At 45.8% G+C, this 14,829-nt stretch carries 27 protein-coding genes; all 27 read right to left on the bottom strand.

Going from position 1 to position 14,829, the window contains the following annotated elements:
• Window positions 1-28: 28 nt before the first annotated feature.
• Complete coding sequence (carA, locus tag AC2YIT_RS09840) at window positions 29-1,138, bottom strand: glutamine-hydrolyzing carbamoyl-phosphate synthase small subunit (protein ID WP_430844315.1); 1,110 nt, start codon at window positions 1,136-1,138, stop codon at window positions 29-31.
• Window positions 1,139-1,288: 150 nt separating this feature from the next.
• Window positions 1,289-1,843, bottom strand: coding sequence for a 50S ribosomal protein L17 (gene rplQ / locus AC2YIT_RS09835; protein WP_430844314.1), 555 nt, complete (start codon window positions 1,841-1,843; stop codon window positions 1,289-1,291).
• 72 nt (window positions 1,844-1,915) lie between these two features.
• Window positions 1,916-2,905 (bottom strand): DNA-directed RNA polymerase subunit alpha, encoded by a 990-nt coding sequence (locus AC2YIT_RS09830; protein ID WP_041735400.1) that lies wholly within the window; start codon window positions 2,903-2,905, stop codon window positions 1,916-1,918.
• A gap of 134 nt (window positions 2,906-3,039) precedes the next feature.
• Window positions 3,040-3,645 (bottom strand): 30S ribosomal protein S4, encoded by a 606-nt coding sequence (rpsD, locus tag AC2YIT_RS09825; RefSeq protein WP_430844312.1) that lies wholly within the window; start codon window positions 3,643-3,645, stop codon window positions 3,040-3,042.
• A 90-nt stretch (window positions 3,646-3,735) separates the two neighbouring features.
• A complete protein-coding gene (gene rpsK / locus AC2YIT_RS09820) occupies window positions 3,736-4,131 on the bottom strand; it encodes a 30S ribosomal protein S11 (protein ID WP_015813813.1) in 396 nt (131 codons plus the stop codon).
• Between the two features lie 42 nt (window positions 4,132-4,173).
• Window positions 4,174-4,551, bottom strand: coding sequence for a 30S ribosomal protein S13 (gene rpsM / locus AC2YIT_RS09815; RefSeq protein ID WP_353722165.1), 378 nt, complete (start codon window positions 4,549-4,551; stop codon window positions 4,174-4,176).
• A 5-nt stretch (window positions 4,552-4,556) separates the two neighbouring features.
• Window positions 4,557-4,673, bottom strand: coding sequence for a type B 50S ribosomal protein L36 (gene ykgO / locus AC2YIT_RS09810; RefSeq protein WP_015813811.1), 117 nt, complete (start codon window positions 4,671-4,673; stop codon window positions 4,557-4,559).
• A gap of 39 nt (window positions 4,674-4,712) precedes the next feature.
• Window positions 4,713-4,931: a translation initiation factor IF-1 gene (gene infA, locus AC2YIT_RS09805; RefSeq protein WP_015813810.1), complete on the bottom strand. Its 219-nt coding sequence runs from the start codon at window positions 4,929-4,931 to the stop codon at window positions 4,713-4,715.
• Between the two features lie 12 nt (window positions 4,932-4,943).
• Complete coding sequence (gene map / locus AC2YIT_RS09800; RefSeq protein ID WP_487279069.1) at window positions 4,944-5,741, bottom strand: type I methionyl aminopeptidase; 798 nt, start codon at window positions 5,739-5,741, stop codon at window positions 4,944-4,946.
• A 1-nt stretch (window position 5,742) separates the two neighbouring features.
• The gene (gene secY / locus AC2YIT_RS09795; RefSeq protein WP_430844308.1) at window positions 5,743-7,056 is read right to left on the bottom strand and encodes a preprotein translocase subunit SecY; all 1,314 of its coding nucleotides are present in this window, start codon (window positions 7,054-7,056) and stop codon (window positions 5,743-5,745) included.
• Between the two features lie 60 nt (window positions 7,057-7,116).
• On the bottom strand, window positions 7,117-7,563 hold the full coding sequence (gene rplO, locus AC2YIT_RS09790; protein WP_015813807.1) for a 50S ribosomal protein L15: 447 nt from the start codon (window positions 7,561-7,563) through the stop codon (window positions 7,117-7,119).
• 12 nt (window positions 7,564-7,575) lie between these two features.
• A complete protein-coding gene (gene rpmD / locus AC2YIT_RS09785; protein WP_015813806.1) occupies window positions 7,576-7,755 on the bottom strand; it encodes a 50S ribosomal protein L30 in 180 nt (59 codons plus the stop codon).
• A 33-nt stretch (window positions 7,756-7,788) separates the two neighbouring features.
• Window positions 7,789-8,304, bottom strand: coding sequence for a 30S ribosomal protein S5 (gene rpsE, locus AC2YIT_RS09780; protein ID WP_015813805.1), 516 nt, complete (start codon window positions 8,302-8,304; stop codon window positions 7,789-7,791).
• Between the two features lie 14 nt (window positions 8,305-8,318).
• Window positions 8,319-8,672: a 50S ribosomal protein L18 gene (gene rplR, locus AC2YIT_RS09775; RefSeq protein ID WP_106594292.1), complete on the bottom strand. Its 354-nt coding sequence runs from the start codon at window positions 8,670-8,672 to the stop codon at window positions 8,319-8,321.
• Window positions 8,673-8,719: 47 nt separating this feature from the next.
• A complete protein-coding gene (gene rplF / locus AC2YIT_RS09770) occupies window positions 8,720-9,277 on the bottom strand; it encodes a 50S ribosomal protein L6 (protein ID WP_430844304.1) in 558 nt (185 codons plus the stop codon).
• A gap of 21 nt (window positions 9,278-9,298) precedes the next feature.
• A complete protein-coding gene (gene rpsH, locus AC2YIT_RS09765) occupies window positions 9,299-9,697 on the bottom strand; it encodes a 30S ribosomal protein S8 (RefSeq protein WP_026350532.1) in 399 nt (132 codons plus the stop codon).
• Between the two features lie 77 nt (window positions 9,698-9,774).
• Window positions 9,775-10,044, bottom strand: coding sequence for a 30S ribosomal protein S14 (gene rpsN, locus AC2YIT_RS09760; RefSeq protein ID WP_015813801.1), 270 nt, complete (start codon window positions 10,042-10,044; stop codon window positions 9,775-9,777).
• 29 nt (window positions 10,045-10,073) lie between these two features.
• Window positions 10,074-10,628, bottom strand: a complete 555-nt coding sequence (gene rplE, locus AC2YIT_RS09755; protein WP_430844303.1) for a 50S ribosomal protein L5 — start codon at window positions 10,626-10,628, stop codon at window positions 10,074-10,076.
• 73 nt (window positions 10,629-10,701) lie between these two features.
• A complete protein-coding gene (gene rplX, locus AC2YIT_RS09750; protein WP_223401956.1) occupies window positions 10,702-11,043 on the bottom strand; it encodes a 50S ribosomal protein L24 in 342 nt (113 codons plus the stop codon).
• A 42-nt stretch (window positions 11,044-11,085) separates the two neighbouring features.
• Window positions 11,086-11,454 carry a 50S ribosomal protein L14 gene (gene rplN / locus AC2YIT_RS09745; protein ID WP_015813798.1) on the bottom strand — a complete coding sequence of 123 codons (369 nt, stop codon included), beginning with the start codon at window positions 11,452-11,454 and terminating at the stop codon, window positions 11,086-11,088.
• A gap of 2 nt (window positions 11,455-11,456) precedes the next feature.
• Window positions 11,457-11,720, bottom strand: a complete 264-nt coding sequence (rpsQ, locus tag AC2YIT_RS09740) for a 30S ribosomal protein S17 (RefSeq protein WP_430844301.1) — start codon at window positions 11,718-11,720, stop codon at window positions 11,457-11,459.
• Between the two features lie 14 nt (window positions 11,721-11,734).
• Complete coding sequence (gene rpmC / locus AC2YIT_RS09735) at window positions 11,735-11,929, bottom strand: 50S ribosomal protein L29 (RefSeq protein WP_015813796.1); 195 nt, start codon at window positions 11,927-11,929, stop codon at window positions 11,735-11,737.
• A 39-nt stretch (window positions 11,930-11,968) separates the two neighbouring features.
• Window positions 11,969-12,397 (bottom strand): 50S ribosomal protein L16, encoded by a 429-nt coding sequence (gene rplP, locus AC2YIT_RS09730; RefSeq protein WP_019941740.1) that lies wholly within the window; start codon window positions 12,395-12,397, stop codon window positions 11,969-11,971.
• Window positions 12,398-12,441: 44 nt separating this feature from the next.
• A complete protein-coding gene (gene rpsC / locus AC2YIT_RS09725) occupies window positions 12,442-13,266 on the bottom strand; it encodes a 30S ribosomal protein S3 (RefSeq protein ID WP_019941739.1) in 825 nt (274 codons plus the stop codon).
• Window positions 13,267-13,285: 19 nt separating this feature from the next.
• Entirely contained in the window at window positions 13,286-13,660 is a 375-nt protein-coding gene (gene rplV / locus AC2YIT_RS09720) for a 50S ribosomal protein L22 (protein ID WP_090152025.1), read from the bottom strand.
• A gap of 50 nt (window positions 13,661-13,710) precedes the next feature.
• Window positions 13,711-13,989: a 30S ribosomal protein S19 gene (gene rpsS / locus AC2YIT_RS09715; protein WP_430844298.1), complete on the bottom strand. Its 279-nt coding sequence runs from the start codon at window positions 13,987-13,989 to the stop codon at window positions 13,711-13,713.
• A gap of 10 nt (window positions 13,990-13,999) precedes the next feature.
• Window positions 14,000-14,824 (bottom strand): 50S ribosomal protein L2, encoded by an 825-nt coding sequence (gene rplB, locus AC2YIT_RS09710; protein ID WP_430844297.1) that lies wholly within the window; start codon window positions 14,822-14,824, stop codon window positions 14,000-14,002.
• Window positions 14,825-14,829 lie beyond the last annotated feature (5 nt).

The following is a 14,829-nucleotide window of genomic DNA, read 5'->3' as shown; positions in this document are numbered from 1 at the left end:
CTGCATTGCGCCGAGGGACTTTTTGCTATTATGCTTTGCTCGCTTCGAGCAATTTGATGAACTCGTCGAACAAATAACGTGAATCGTGCGGACCTGGCGATGCTTCCGGGTGGTACTGCACCGAGAATGCCGGGTAATCCTTTCTGCGGATACCTTCGATGGTCTTATCGTTCAGGTTAATGTGCGTAACCTCGATGTCCGGGTGGCTTTCAATCTCGTCGGGCTTCACAGCGAAACCGTGGTTTTGCGAAGTGATCTCGCAAAGACCGGTGATCAGGTTTTTCACCGGGTGGTTCAAGCCGCGGTGGCCGTGGTGCATTTTGTAGGTATTGATCCCACTCGAAAGTGCGAGCAACTGGTGACCAAGGCAGATACCAAATAGCGGCTTCGCTGTTTCCACCATTTGACCTACGTTTTCAACCGCGTAAGGCATTGCAGAAGGGTCGCCTGGGCCGTTCGAGATGAAGAAGCCGTCGGGGTTCCATTGCAATACCTCTTCGTAGGATGTCTTCGCCGGGAAAACCTTGCAATAGCAGCCTCTTGAAGTCAGGTTAAGTAGAATGCTTTTCTTGATACCATAATCCATCACGGCAACGCGGAATTTGGCAGTCGCCTCATCGCCCATAAAGTAGGGTTCCTCGGTTGTTACTTCGGAAGAAAGCTCCAATCCGTCCATGGAAGGGATTTTCTTCAATTCTTTCATAAGCTCTGCTTCGTCGAGAATTTCGGAAGAGATAATAGCGTTCATTACACCCTTTTCACGCACGTGACGCACGAGGTGACGTGTGTCGACATTGCTGATACCAACGATGTTTGCTCTTTCGAAATACTCTTGCAGAGAGAAATCAGCGGTGTCGCGTGAGTAGATCTGTGAGAATGTGTTACAAACCATCCCGCGGATCTTAACCGAGCCAGATTCCTCCTCGTCTTCCAGCTGCACCCCGTAATTACCGATGTGCGAATTGGTGTTGACGATGATCTGACCGTAATAGGAAGGGTCTGTGTAGATTTCCTGGTAGCCCGTCATGCCCGTGTTAAAGCAAATTTCGCCACCGGTGGTTCCACTTTTACCCAAAGCGAGTCCTTTGTATGCTGTTCCGTCTTCTAGCAACAACAGAGCTTCCTTTTTCTGATTCATATTATGGTTTAATCTGTTTTCCGAGCTGTTTTACGCCATTTCGAGGCAGCCGGTTCAATTTTGGTGCAAAAATACGATTTTTCACTCATAAAAAAGGGTTAAACGAGAACCGTTCAACCCTTTCATATATTTCAATTTCCGATTTCCAAACTATTCTTTTTCAGTTTCGCCTGGTGTTTCTTCTGTTTTCGGAGCTTCTTCCTCAGCAGGAGCCTCAGTTTCCGCTACGATCGGATGATCTTCTTTCTTAACCGGAGCGGCTTCAACAGCGCCCTCCGCTTTCTTACCACCTCTTCTGCTGCGACGAGTCTTAGCAGGTTTGTCGGCATTGGCAAGCAACAGTGCATCGTTGAAATCAACCAGCTCGATCAGCGCAGTTTCAGCCGCGTCACCCAAACGGTTACCCAGTTTGATGATACGAGTGTAACCACCCGGACGAGATGCGATTTTGTCTGAAACGACACCGAAAAGTTCCTTGGTAGATTCTTTGTCGTTCAGGTAAGAGAATGCTATCCTTCTGTTGTGGGTAGTATCTTCTTTCGCACGAGTCAGCAGAGGCTCAACGAACTTGCGAAGTTCTTTTGCCTTAGCCAGGGTTGTTTCAATTCTTTTGTGAAGGATCAAAGAGGAAGCCATGTTTGAGAGCATCGCCTTGCGGTGTGATGCGGTTCTTCCTAAGTGATTGTCCTTTTTACCGTGTCTCATTGTTTTGTTGTTTAGTTGCTTCGAGCGGCGCGGTTAGCGCGCTACAGAATACATACTTATGATGGAATTTAATTAATCCTCGTCCAGACGGTACTTCGACACATCCATTCCAAATGTGAGCTGTTTGTCGGCTACGAGTTGTTCCAACTCAGTGAGTGACTTCTTACCGAAGTTCCGGAATTTCATCATATCAGAAATTTCGAGTCTTACCAGGTCACCCAAAGTTTTCACATCTGCAGATTTCAAACAGTTGTAAGCGCGTACTGAAAGATCCAGTTCAGACAATGAAGTCTTCAACAGCTTTCTCATACGCAGCATTTCCTCATCAACCTGATTGTCTTCTTCTGCTTTCTGCTTCTCAAACGTCATTGTTTGATCAGAGAACAGCATGAAGTGTTGGATCAGAATATTGGCAGCGCCTTTCAATGCATCTTCCGGGTGGATTGAACCATCGGTTTGGATGTCGATCAAAAGACGTTCGTAGTCGGTACGCTGTTCAACACGCGTGTTTTCAACGCTGTATTTCACATTTTTGATAGGCGTATAAATCGAGTCTACTGCGATGTAGCCGAACGGAAGCTCATTAGCCCGTGGTTCGTCTGCCGGCACGTAGCCTCTGCCTTTATCCAGGAGAAGTTCCATTTCGAACTCCTTCTGGTCATCTATATGGCAAATGACCTGATCCGGATTCAATACCTCGAATGCGCTTGTAAACTTGCCAATGTCGCCGGCAGTGATGACGGAAACATTTTTTAGGTTAACTACGATCCTACTCTCACTCAGGTCAGAAACTTTTTTAAAACGAACCATTTTCAGGTTCAGGATGATTTCCGTAACATCCTCAACTATACCTTCGATAGAAGAAAATTCGTGAAGTACGCCAGGGAACTTCACACTCGTGATGGCATAGCCTTCCAAAGATGAAAGGAGAATCCTACGCAACGCATTACCAATGGTTACGCCGTATCCTTTCTCTAAAGGCTTAAACTCAAACAACCCGTGAAAGTCGTCTGCTTTCTCCATGACGACCTTATCAGGCATTTGGAAAGCTAATATTGACATAGTCCTTGCTCCTTTTATAGTAGTAAATGATAGTTGATCACGCTACCTTACCTTTGCGATCGCAAAATTGTGCTGTTGCCAGCAAAAAAAGCACTACCCCGGATATCGGGGGAGTGCATGTAATATGAAGATTATTATTTAGAATACAATTCAACGATCAGCTGTTCGTTGATGTTTTCTGGAATTGACTCGCGGTCCGGGAAAGAAATAAACTTGCCAGAAAGTTCCTGACCGTTCCATTCCAACCAGCTGAAACCTTTTGAACTATGTCCTGCAAGGCTATCGGTTACAGCTTCAAGAGATTTTGATTTCTCACGAACGGTAACAACCTGGCCTGGACGCAATGAATAAGATGGGATGTTTACTACTTCACCGTCAACCAGGATGTGCTTGTGCGAAACTAGCTGGCGGGCAGCACGACGTGTAGGAGCGATACCCAAACGGTAAACTGTGTTATCCAGACGTGCTTCACAGAATTTCAACAGGTTTTCACCGGTGATGCCGTCTTTTACAGAAGCTTTCTCGAACAAGCTACGGAATTGTCTTTCAAGAATACCGTAGATGAATTTCACTTTTTGTTTCTCAGCCAATTGCAGAGCGTACTCTGACTTCTTTGACCGACGACCCTTTCCGTGCATTCCCGGAGGGTAATTTTTCTTTGCAAGCGCTTTGCTTGGGCCCATAATGGGCTCTCCGTAACGTCTTGCGACTTTGGTTTTGGGACCTGTATAACGTGCCATTAAAACTATTTGTTTACTAAATTGATAAAAACCATTCTGTAACCCCAGTGTCCAAATTACGAATGGGTACCTTCCGGTACTAACTAATTACTATACTCTACGACGTTTTGGAGGACGGCATCCGTTGTGCGGAAGCGGAGTGATGTCACGGATAGTGGTCACTTCGATACCTGCATTCTGGATCGTACGGATCGCCGACTCACGGCCTGATCCAGGTCCTTTAACGAAAACCTCTGCTTTACGCATTCCGAGGTCGAACGCAACTTGTGCAGCGCTCTGTGCAGCAGTTTGTGCTGCATATGGAGTGTTCTTCTTAGAACCACGGAATCCCATTTTACCGGCAGAACCCCAAGAAATAACTTGTCCGTTGCTGTTGGTAATCGAGATGATGATATTATTGAAAGAAGCTTTGATGTGAACCTGACCAACAGGCTCGACAACAACCACTCTCTTTTTTGCTTTATCTTTTCTTTTATTCTGTGCCATTGCTCTTGGAATAAGTTGTGGATCACTCCACCGCTCACTTTATTATTTAGTAGCCTTTTTCTTGTTCGCGATAGTTTTGCGTTTACCCTTACGAGTACGTGAGTTGTTTTTCGTTCTCTGACCACGCAAAGGCAATCCTTTACGGTGACGGAGGCCACGATAACAAGCGATATCCATAAGACGCTTAATGCTCAACTGAACTTCGGACTTGAGAGCGCCTTCTACTTTATATTCCCCAGCAATAACCCCACGGATCGCACCAGACTCTTCGTCGGTCCAGTCGATCACTTTTTTGTTCAAATCAACACCTGCCTTTTCGAGGATTTTCTTAGCCGAGCTACGGCCGATCCCGAAAATATAAGTCAATGAGATTTCGCCTCTTTTGCGATCTGGAATGTCTACTCCTGCAATACGTGCCATAATTATTATCCTTGTCTTTGTTTATACCGTGGGTTCTTCTTGTTAATAACGTACACTTTACCCTTCCGGCGGATAACCTTGCAGTCCTCGCTGCGTTTCTTTACTGATGCTTTGACTTTCATCTGATTAAACTAAGTGTTAATTTAAGGTAATCGATCTCCTTACTTGTACCGATATGTAATCCGGGCTTTCGATAGGTCGTAAGGAGACATTTCCAGCTTTACTCTGTCGCCCGGCAATATTTTGATATAGTGCATTCTCATTTTACCTGAGATATGCGCTATCACTTCATGCTTATTCTCTAATACAACACGAAACATTGCGTTTGACAATGCTTCGAGAATTACTCCGTCTTGTTCGATTGATGCTTGTTTTGCCATTCGTAGCGTTTGTTACTGTACTTCAACCATAAGGCTGGTATTGGCCGTCACTTTTTCAATGTAATCGAATGTTGTCAGAATTTCAGCCTTTCCTTTTCTCACAACCACGGTATGTTCGAAATGCGCGGAATACTTTCTGTCGTTGGTCCGGATCGTCCAGCCGTCGCGCTCCTGCACTACTGCTTTCGCTCCCAGGTTGATCATCGGCTCGATAGCAATAACCATACCTTCTCTCAACCGTATTCCTTTGCCCCGTTTTCCGTAGTTTGGTACTTCCGGAGCTTCGTGCAGATCCCTGCCTACTCCGTGTCCTACCAATTCCCTCACCACTGTATAGCCACGGTCTTCAACATAACTCTGAACCGCATGGCCAATATCTCCGATCCGAAGGCCATCTACCGCTTGCTCGATACCCTTGTACAAGGATTTCTTGGTCGCAGTCAAGAGGTTCATCACCTCTTTGGAAACCTCTCCCACCGGGTAAGTGTATGCGCTGTCGCTATGATAGCCATTCAGCTTAACCCCGCAGTCAATAGAAACGATGTCCCCCTCTTTTAGCACGTAGCCCCCGGGAATCCCGTGGACTACAACTTCATTGACCGATATACAAAGAGAGGCCGGAAACTTGTTGAATCCCTTGAATGAAGGGATCCCACCATTATCTCTGATATACTCCTCAGCAACTGCATCCAACTTTCCAGTTGTAACACCCGGTTTTACCCAGGTCGCTACTTCTGCGTGTGCTTTGCCGAGCACCTGAGCACTAACCTTTATCAGGTTGATTTCCTCTTCTGTTTTAAGATAAATCATTTCAGATTGCTACGCTCTCGGTGCGTCCCTTTACACGTCCCGACTTCATCAAACCTTCGTAGCGACGCATCAGCAAGTAGCTTTCAACCTGTTGCAAGGTATCCAGAACCACACCTACCATGATCAGCAATGAAGTTCCTCCGAAGAAGTGAGCAAAGTCAGTCGAAATTCCCAAAAGGCTTGCGAATGCAGGCAAAGTAGCAACTACTGCCAACATCAATGCGCCTGGGAAGGTGATACGGTCTAGCACAGAGCTGATGTACTCAGATGTTTGCTGACCTGGTTTCACCCCGGGGATAAACCCGCCTCCACGCTTCATATCATCAGCGATCTGCTGAGGGTTTACCGAAATTGCGGTATAGAAGAACGTAAATACAATAATCAATACTGCGAACAGGAGGTTGTACTGCCAGGTTGTGTAGTTAGCAAAAATCGTTGCTACGTTGCTGGCAAAATCACTTTTCTCAGCGAAGTAAGACGCACCCAGTGAAGGGATGAACATCAGAGCTTGTGCAAAAATGATCGGCATTACACCCGCTGCATTCAATTTCAATGGAAGATATTGACGTTGACCACCCATTACACGGTTACCTACCACCTGCTTAGCATACTGGATAGGAATACGGCGAACAGCTTGAGTCAACATTACCGCACCCATAATCACAAAGTACAAGGCAACGATCTCCAATACGAACACAAGAACCTGGCCGCTACCTCTTGATACGAACTCTTTGTAGATCGCACCAGGGAAACGCGAAACGATACCGATCATGATCAGCATCGAAATACCATTACCGATACCCTTGTCTGTGATCCTTTCACCGAGCCACATACAGAACATTGTACCCGCTGTCAGTACGAATACTGAAGAAACGGTGAACATGCTTCTGGAAACCAGAAGAGCCTCGTCAGGTACAGTGGTATTCAAATACGCAGTACCTTGAACAAGTGTAACAACGATAGTCAGAACCCGGGTAATTTGGTTCAGCTTTTTACGGCCTGATTCTCCCTCTTTCTGCATTTTCTGGAAATATGGCAGCGCCATAGTCAACAGCTGGATTGCAATGGAAGCGGAAATGTAAGGCATGATACCCAACGCAAAAATGGACGCTTTGCTAAAAGCGCCACCTAAGAAAGTATCCAGCAACCCCAACAACCCTGCGGAGGATACATTCATTTGATCAGGTTCAACACCTGGCAACGCAACGTAAGACCCCAACCGGAAGATCGTTATAAACAAAAGAGTGTTGAGAATACGTGTTCTCAACTCCTCAATCGCAAATATGTGTTTTATAGTCTCTAAAAATCGTTTCATCTTCTGGGCTTACAACGCTCTGTTCAAAGTAAACAAATTCTGTCGGGTATCGCAGCTAAATTACAATTTAACTGCTTTACCACCTGCCTTCTCGATCGACTCGATAGCCGAAGCAGAAAACCCATGAGCCTGAACTTCAACCGCAGAAGTAATTTCGCCACGGTTAAGGATCTTAACCAAGTCGTTCTTCGCGCTGAGACCATTTTCACGAATCAGATCCAACGTTACTACCGCAGCTCCGGTTTTTTCGACCAACGCCTGGATTGCATCCAGGTTCAACGCCTTGTATTCAACGCGGTTGATGTTGTTGAAACCGAACTTAGGCAAACGTCTTTGAAGAGGCATCTGACCACCTTCGAAGCCCAGCTTACGGCTGTAACCTGAACGCGACTGCGCTCCTTTGTGTCCACGTGCAGCAGTGCCTCCTTTTCCGGAACCCTGGCCACGTCCAACCCGCTTTCCTACCTTAACGGAACCAGCAGCCGGTTTTAATGAACTTAAATTCATACTATTCGTATATTAAATTTCTTCAACTTTAACCAAGTGGCTTACCTTGCGGATCATTCCCGCGATGGCATCGCTGTTTTCTTTCTCAACAGACCGGTTCAGTTTACCAAGACCCAACGCTTTGATCGTTAGCTTTTGCTTCTCAGGGCGGTCAATTGTGCTTTTAACTTGTGTAATACGTACTTTTGACATGATTACTCTCAGATTGAGGATAATCCCGAAGGATTATCCGTTGAATACTTTTTCCAATTTAACGCTGCGTTGGAAAGCAACCTGATGCGGAGCTCTCATTTTCAAAAGAGCGTCAATTGTAGCCTTGATTACGTTGTGCGGGTTCGAAGAACCTTTGGATTTTGCAAGTACGTCTTTGATACCTGCACTTTCCAATACCGCGCGCATCGGGCCACCCGCCAGTACCCCTGTACCAGGAGCAGCCGGCTTGATCAGAACGAAACCGCCGCTGAACTTACCTTCCATTTCGTGAGGAACGGTATGTTTAAGCATAGGAATTTGGATCAGGTTTTTCTTAGCATCGTCAATTCCTTTGGCAATCGCGTCAGTTACCTCATTGGCTTTGCCCAATCCGTAACCTACAACTCCGTTTCCGTCTCCTACTACCACAATGGCAGAGAAGGAGAAACGACGACCACCTTTTACTACTTTTGCTACCCGGTTGATCGCTACAACGCGCTCTTTCAGGTCTGATTCGTTAACCTTTGAAGGTCTTGTATTTGTAGACATAGTCTTTGTTATACTTAGAATTTCAGGCCACCCTCACGAGCTCCGTCGGCCAATGCTTTTACCTTACCGTGATACAAATATCCGTTACGGTCGAAAACCACTGCCTGGATACCTGCTTCCTGCGCTTTCTCAGCGATCTTTTTACCTACCTGGGCAGCAACTTCAACGTTTGCGTTTTCTTTTCTGCCTCCCAGTTCTACCGATGATGCACTTGCAAGGGTAATCCCTTTAATGTCATCGATAATCTGAGCATATATGCTTGTGTTCGAACGGAAGACTGATAGTCTCGGACGTTCTGCGCTTCCCTTCACCCGCTTACGGATGTGAAGTTTAAGGCGTGTTCTTCTATCTGCTTTTGCGTTAGCCATCTTAAATCTTATCTTACTTGTTTATAACATTGATCGGTGGCTACGCACTATTTCTTAGAAGCAGACTTACCTGCCTTACGACGGACCACTTCACCAACAAAACGGATACCTTTTCCTTTGTAAGGCTCAACTTTGCGAAGGGATTTGATTTTCGCTGCTACTGCACCAATCAATTCTTTGTCGATACCTTCGAGGATCACCTTAGGGTTCTGACCTTTTTCTGAGGTCGTAGTAACTTTGATTTCTCCCGGAATCGCCATGAAAATGTTGTGTGAATAACCCAATTGAAGTTCGAGAACATTGTTCGTCGAGCTCGCTTTGTAACCTACCCCGATAATTTCAAGCTCACGCTTGTAACCTTCACCTACACCGATTACCATGTTGTTCAACAGGGAACGGTAAAGGCCGTGTAATGCTTTATGACGCTTCTGCTCTGTAGGGCGCTTCACTTTCAGCTCGCTACCTTCCACTTCAACAGTGATGTCGCTGTCAACAGCTTGGGTAAGTGTGCCTTTCGGGCCCTTTACAGATACTACGTTATCGTCTGCAACCGATACGGATACCCCCGCCGGCAACGTGATAACTTTATTTCCTATTCGTGACATTTCCTGAATAACTTTAAAATATTAATACACGAAACATAACACTTCACCACCCACATTCAGTGTCTTAGCTTCTTTATCTGTCATTACACCTTTCGATGTAGAGATGATCACTGTTCCTAAGCCGCCCAATACACGTGGCAGTGTTGATGAACCTGAATATTTACGTAGTCCAGGCTTACTAACCCTCTCCAATTTCACAATTGCAGATTGCTTTGTCACAGGATTGTATTTCAAAGCGATTTTGATAACTCCCTGAGGACCAACCTCGTCGAATTTATAGCTTTGAATGTACCCCTTGTCAAAAAGTACCTTTGTAATCTCTTTTTTTATGTTGGATGCAGGTATCTCAACAACCCGGTGCTTCGCTTTGATAGCGTTTCTGAGTCTCGTCAGATAGTCTGCTATGGGATCCGTTAACATGTTTATGCCAAGTTTAAACACCCCCTTTTGAACGGGAGTGCAAAGTTAAGTAATTGAAATCAGAATTGAAAGTATTCTTACCAACTTGATTTTGTAACTCCTGGAATTTTTCCATCTGACGCCATATCGCGGAACAGAACCCGGGAAATTCCGAATTTACGCATATAACCGCGAGGTCTTCCGGTGATTTTGCACCGGTTGTGCAGACGTACAGGAGAAGAGTTACGTGGTAACTTGTCAAGACCAACCCAGTCACCGGCAGCTTTCAACTTGCTACGTTTTTCAGCGTAGCGCTCTACTAGCGCTTGTCTTTTTCTCTCCCGTGCTTTTACTGATTCTTTTGCCATTGTCGGTAAATAATCTTAGTAGTATTTTCTTATTTATTCGCGTTCGTGAAAGGCATTCCCAATGCTTTCAGCAGCTCGTAGCTCTCTTCATCAGAGTTGGTAGAGGTCACAAAAGTGATGTCCATACCAGTGATTTTCGCTACTTTCTCGATGCTGATTTCCGGGAAAATGATTTGCTCTTTCACACCGAAAGTATAGTTTCCACGTCCATCAAATCCCTTGTCGCTGATCCCTTTGAAGTCACGTACACGTGGCATTGCAATGGTAGTAAGTCGGTCAAGGAATTCGTACATCCGGTCGCCGCGAAGCGTTACTTTCGCTCCGATAGGCATATTCTCACGCAACTTAAAGTTAGAGACCGCCTTTTTAGAAACAGTAGCGATCGCTTTCTGTCCTGTAATCAGGCTCAACTCTTCTACACCGGTGTCAACAAGTTTCTTGTCTGCCACAGCAGCACCGATTCCCTTATTGATAACAATCTTTGTCAAGCGGGGAACCTGCATGCTTGATTTGTACTGGAATTTCCCCTTCAATTGCGAAACGATTTCGCTAACGTATTTCTCTTTTAATCTAGGCGTTGCCATGTTTGAAAGTGATTATGTGGATTGCCGACCCACGCGCTTTTATAAAATTCGACTGCTTTCGGCTAAATCCGGATTACAACAAGTTTCCGGATTTTTTTGAATAGCGTTGGAGTTTTCCTTTGTCGTTCGCTTTACGGCCGGTTCTTGAAGCTTCTCCTGTTTTAGGATCTACTACCATCAGGTTACTGATGTGAATCGCGCCTTCGCGTTTTTCGATGCTTCCTTGTGGGTTTTGAGCGTTTGGCTTAACATGCTTGGTGATCATGTTCACACCTTCCACAGTAGCTCTCTGTTTTTCTACAAGCACCTTGGTGATTACGCCGGTTTCGCCTTTTGCGTTACCTGAAATCACTTTCACGGTATCACCTTTGCGAACGTGCAATTTTGCCGGTGCTTTTTTATTTGTACTTTCCATTGAGGTATTCTTCTTAACAGTTTAAAGAAATACTGATGTTTCCTACAACACTTCTGGTGCCAGTGATACGATTTTCATGAACTGCTTCTCGCGCAACTCGCGGGCAACTGGTCCGAAAATACGAGAACCACGTGGTTCGTCATTGTTGTTCAATAAAACTGCCGCATTATCTTCAAACCGGATGTAAGTTCCATCTTTGCGACGTACCTCTTTTTTAGTACGTACAACCACGGCTTTGGAAACCGTTCCTTTTTTCATGTTGCTCGAAGACAGAGCGGATTTCACTGTCACGACGATCTTATCGCCCACCGAAGCGTAACGCTTTCCAGTTCCGCCCAATACCCGGATTACGAGTACTTCTTTCGCGCCACTGTTATCGGCTACTGACAGTCTTGATTCTTGTTGTACCATGATTACTTCGCTCTTTCAAGGATTTCTACTAATCTCCAACGCTTGTTTTTGCTAAGCGGACGAGTTTCCATTACACGGATAGTATCGCCGATACCAACCTGGTTTGTTTCGTCGTGAACCATCAACTTGGTAGTTTTAGTCATAAACTTACCATACTTGGCGTGTTTCACTTTACGCACAACGGTGATCACACAGGACTTGTCCATTTTGTTGCTCACCACTTTGCCAATTCTCTCTTTACGTAAATTTCTTACTGTTGCCTCCATAATTTCTAAACTGTTTACTGTTGGTTAGATTTAGCCGACAGCTCGGTTAAGAGTCTTGCAATTTCCTTACGTGAGGCGCGAATACGCAGAGGGTTCTCAATTGGAGAAATAGCATGCGCAAATTTCAACCGGAGTAAGCGCTCTCTCTCTTGGGCGATCTGCTCTTTAAGCTGATCCTGCGACAGATTCTTTATTTCTTTACTAGTCATTGCTTTTGATAATTAGCGGTTCTTAATACGTTCGGACTACTATGATTCCTGATAATCCCGGCGTACGACGAACCTTGTCTTAATTGGCAACTTTTGTGCAGCCAAACGCAATGCTTCGTTTGCAGTATCCAGCGCTACACCAGTCGCTTCGAAAATGATAGTTCCAGGCTTAACAGGAGCTACCCAATACTCAGGAGCACCTTTACCTTTACCCATACGAACCTCTGCAGGTTTTTTGGTAATCGGTTTGTCAGGGAATACACGGATCCAAACCTGACCTTCGCGTTTCATCGCACGTGTTACCGAGATACGAGCTGCTTCGATCTGACGAGCAGTCAACCAACCTGGTTCCAGTGCTTTTATTGCAAACGATCCAAAAGCGATCTCATGTCCGCGGGTCGCGAGACCGTTGTGCGAACCTTTGTTCTTTTGTTGTTTGCGAAATTTTGTCCTTTTCGGCTGTAACATGATTCTAATCTATTTGAACCGGTTTGATACCGGAAAGTATCTGATTACTTCTTCTTGTTCTTGTTGCGTTTACGACGATCTGCATCACCGCCTCCTCCTTCGCCACGTGGAGCGCCGTCGTTTCTGTCACGACCGCCTCTTCTGTCGCCACGTCCGCCGCGATCGTTACCACGCTCGCCGCCTTGTGCGCTTCTTTCAGCTCTGTCGGATGCCGCAGTAGCTGCGCTTGGAGTCAAGTCACGCTTTCCGTACAATTCACCTTTGAAGATCCATACTTTAATACCGATCTTACCGTAGATAGTTTGTGCTTCGGAGATAGCGTAATCGATGTCCGCTCTCAATGTATGCAAAGGAATACGTCCTTCTTTGTATTCTTCTGTACGGGCCATTTCAGCACCACCCAGACGACCTGCCAAACGAATTTTGATTCCTTGTGTTCCTACACGCATTGCAGAAGCGATCGATTGCTTCATCGCACGACGGTAAGAAATACGAGCCTGCAATTGCTGAGCGATAGCCTCGCCTACCAGTTTCGCATCGATTTCAGGACGTTTGATTTCGTAGATGTTGATCTGAACATCTTTGCCTGTAATCTTTTTAAGCTCTTCTTTGATTTTATCAACTTCGCTACCACCTTTACCGATCACGATACCCGGACGGGCAGTGTGGATCGTCAATGTGATGCGCTTCAATGTACGTTCAATAACTACTTTTGAAATCGATCCTTTCGGGATACGTGCTTTGATGTAGTTACGGATTTTCTCGTCTTCAACCAGTTTGTCAGAGAAGTCTTTTCCTCCGTACCAGCTAGATTCCCATCCTCTAACAATTCCTAGTCTCAGACCTATCGGATTAACCTTTTGTCCCATTCGAAATAGATCGTTTTACTTATGATTCGATTACTGCTTCATTTACTGACACCGATGCGTCGTCTACCACGATTGTGATGTGGTTGGAACGCTTACGGATTCTGTGTGCTCTTCCCTGAGGTGCAGGGCGCAAACGCTTCAACATACGTCCACCGTCGATGAAAACGGTTTTAACGATCAGGTCAGCGTCTTCCAGTTTCGCTCCCTCGTTCAGTTGCTGCCAGTTGGCAACAGCCGAAAGAAGCACTTTGTGTAAAACCGGCGATGAAGCTCTCGGTTGGAATTTCAAAAGTGCCAACGCTTTGCTGACCTTCTGTCCGCGAATCATGTCGGCCACCAATCTCATCTTGCGAGGAGAGGTAGGCACGTCTTTTAATATAGCTCTTGCTTCCATGTTTCTTTTCAGATATCGGCTCGTCCGTTAGGACCAGCTACGTCGACAAATTATTTTCTTCCTTTATCTTTTTTTGCGGTGTGGCCACGGAAGTTACGGGTTGGAGAGAACTCGCCCAGTTTGTGTCCTACCATGTTTTCAGTCACGTAAACCGGGATAAACTTGTTCCCGTTGTGAACTGCAAATGTGTGCCCGATAAAATCAGGCGAAATCATTGAGCGCCGCGACCAGGTCTTGATAACTGATTTGCGAGAAGAGTTATTCATCGCATCAACTTTGGCTTCAAGACGGAAGTCGATATATGGTCCTTTTTTTAATGAGCGTGCCATGTTTTACTGCTTATTTTTTACGACGGCTGATAATCAATTTCTCAGAATGCTTGTTGCGGTTACGTGTCTTGAGACCTTTCGCGAACTGACCATTTCTAGAACGAGGCTGACCTCCTGACGAACGGCCCTCACCACCACCCATCGGGTGATCAACAGGGTTCATAGCAACACCACGTACACGTGGACGACGTCCCAACCATCTCCTGCGGCCCGCTTTTCCAAGCGAAACGTTCATGTGGCTAGCATTGGAAACAACTCCAACCGTTGCGATACAAGTTGAAAGTACCATGCGCATTTCGCCCGATGGCATTTTCAGTACCGCATATTTACCTTCTCTCGCTACCAGCTGCGCGTACGCACCGGCGCTTCTTGCAAACTGACCACCTTTACCAGGAGTCAATTCGATATTGTGTACAATCGTACCGATTGGCATAGATCCGAGTGGAAGAGCATTTCCAACCTCAGGGGCTACTGATGCGCCGGATACAATAACTTGTCCAACTTTCAGGCCGTTTGGTGCGATGATGTAACGTTTTTCTTCATCCTCAAACTGGATCAGGGCAATACGCGCTGAACGGTTTGGATCGTATTCGATCGTAAGGACAGTAGCGGGAGCGTCGAAACGATTTCTTTTGAAATCGATAACGCGGTATTTTCTTTTGTGACCGCCACCAATATATCGCATGGTACGATGTCCCTGGCTGTTACGACCACCTGTTTTCTTGATGGTTTCCAGAAGACTCTTCTCAGGCTTCGACGCGGTAATCTCCTCGAATGTAGGAGCCGAGCGGAAACGCTGACCAGCACTTGTAGGTTTTAATTTTTTAACTGCCATTTGCT

The organism is Dyadobacter sp. SRI_021 (genome assembly GCF_057586235.1).
The sequence above is the reverse complement of the archived record's forward strand: the minus strand, read 5'-3'. Positions and strand labels throughout refer to the sequence as shown.

Bases quoted from the DNA above. Each gene is read 5' to 3' on its own strand.
- rplV (WP_090152025.1), bottom strand. From the start codon at position 13,660: ATGGAAGCAAGAGCTATATTAAAAGACGTGCCTACCTCTCCTCGCAAG.
- ykgO (WP_015813811.1), bottom strand. From the start codon at position 4,673: ATGAAAGTCAAAGCATCAGTAAAGAAACGCAGCGAGGACTGCAAGGTT.
- rpsK (WP_015813813.1), bottom strand. From the start codon at position 4,131: ATGGCACAGAATAAAAGAAAAGATAAAGCAAAAAAGAGAGTGGTTGTT.
- map (WP_487279069.1), bottom strand. From the start codon at position 5,741: ATGATTTATCTTAAAACAGAAGAGGAAATCAACCTGATAAAGGTTAGT.
- rpmC (WP_015813796.1), bottom strand. From the start codon at position 11,929: ATGACTAGTAAAGAAATAAAGAATCTGTCGCAGGATCAGCTTAAAGAG.
- rplQ (WP_430844314.1), bottom strand. From the start codon at position 1,843: ATGAGACACGGTAAAAAGGACAATCACTTAGGAAGAACCGCATCACAC.
- rpsS (WP_430844298.1), bottom strand. From the start codon at position 13,989: ATGGCACGCTCATTAAAAAAAGGACCATATATCGACTTCCGTCTTGAA.
- rplP (WP_019941740.1), bottom strand. From the start codon at position 12,397: ATGTTACAGCCGAAAAGGACAAAATTTCGCAAACAACAAAAGAACAAA.
- rplE (WP_430844303.1), bottom strand. From the start codon at position 10,628: ATGGCAACGCCTAGATTAAAAGAGAAATACGTTAGCGAAATCGTTTCG.
- rplX (WP_223401956.1), bottom strand. From the start codon at position 11,043: ATGGAAAGTACAAATAAAAAAGCACCGGCAAAATTGCACGTTCGCAAA.
- rpsM (WP_353722165.1), bottom strand. From the start codon at position 4,551: ATGGCACGTATTGCAGGAGTAGACATTCCAGATCGCAAAAGAGGCGAA.
- rpsQ (WP_430844301.1), bottom strand. From the start codon at position 11,720: ATGGAGGCAACAGTAAGAAATTTACGTAAAGAGAGAATTGGCAAAGTG.
- rplR (WP_106594292.1), bottom strand. From the start codon at position 8,672: ATGGCTAACGCAAAAGCAGATAGAAGAACACGCCTTAAACTTCACATC.
- rplO (WP_015813807.1), bottom strand. From the start codon at position 7,563: ATGAATTTAAGTTCATTAAAACCGGCTGCTGGTTCCGTTAAGGTAGGA.
- rpsH (WP_026350532.1), bottom strand. From the start codon at position 9,697: ATGTTAACGGATCCCATAGCAGACTATCTGACGAGACTCAGAAACGCT.
- rpsN (WP_015813801.1), bottom strand. From the start codon at position 10,044: ATGGCAAAAGAATCAGTAAAAGCACGGGAGAGAAAAAGACAAGCGCTA.
- infA (WP_015813810.1), bottom strand. From the start codon at position 4,931: ATGGCAAAACAAGCATCAATCGAACAAGACGGAGTAATTCTCGAAGCA.
- AC2YIT_RS09830 (WP_041735400.1), bottom strand. From the start codon at position 2,905: ATGTCAATATTAGCTTTCCAAATGCCTGATAAGGTCGTCATGGAGAAA.
- rpsD (WP_430844312.1), bottom strand. From the start codon at position 3,645: ATGGCACGTTATACAGGTCCCAAAACCAAAGTCGCAAGACGTTACGGA.
- secY (WP_430844308.1), bottom strand. From the start codon at position 7,056: ATGAAACGATTTTTAGAGACTATAAAACACATATTTGCGATTGAGGAG.
- rplF (WP_430844304.1), bottom strand. From the start codon at position 9,277: ATGTCACGAATAGGAAATAAAGTTATCACGTTGCCGGCGGGGGTATCC.
- rpmD (WP_015813806.1), bottom strand. From the start codon at position 7,755: ATGTCAAAAGTACGTATTACACAAGTTAAAAGCACAATTGACCGCCCT.
- rplN (WP_015813798.1), bottom strand. From the start codon at position 11,454: ATGGTACAACAAGAATCAAGACTGTCAGTAGCCGATAACAGTGGCGCG.
- rpsE (WP_015813805.1), bottom strand. From the start codon at position 8,304: ATGTCTACAAATACAAGACCTTCAAAGGTTAACGAATCAGACCTGAAA.
- rplB (WP_430844297.1), bottom strand. From the start codon at position 14,824: ATGGCAGTTAAAAAATTAAAACCTACAAGTGCTGGTCAGCGTTTCCGC.
- rpsC (WP_019941739.1), bottom strand. From the start codon at position 13,266: ATGGGACAAAAGGTTAATCCGATAGGTCTGAGACTAGGAATTGTTAGA.
- carA (WP_430844315.1), bottom strand. From the start codon at position 1,138: ATGAATCAGAAAAAGGAAGCTCTGTTGTTGCTAGAAGACGGAACAGCA.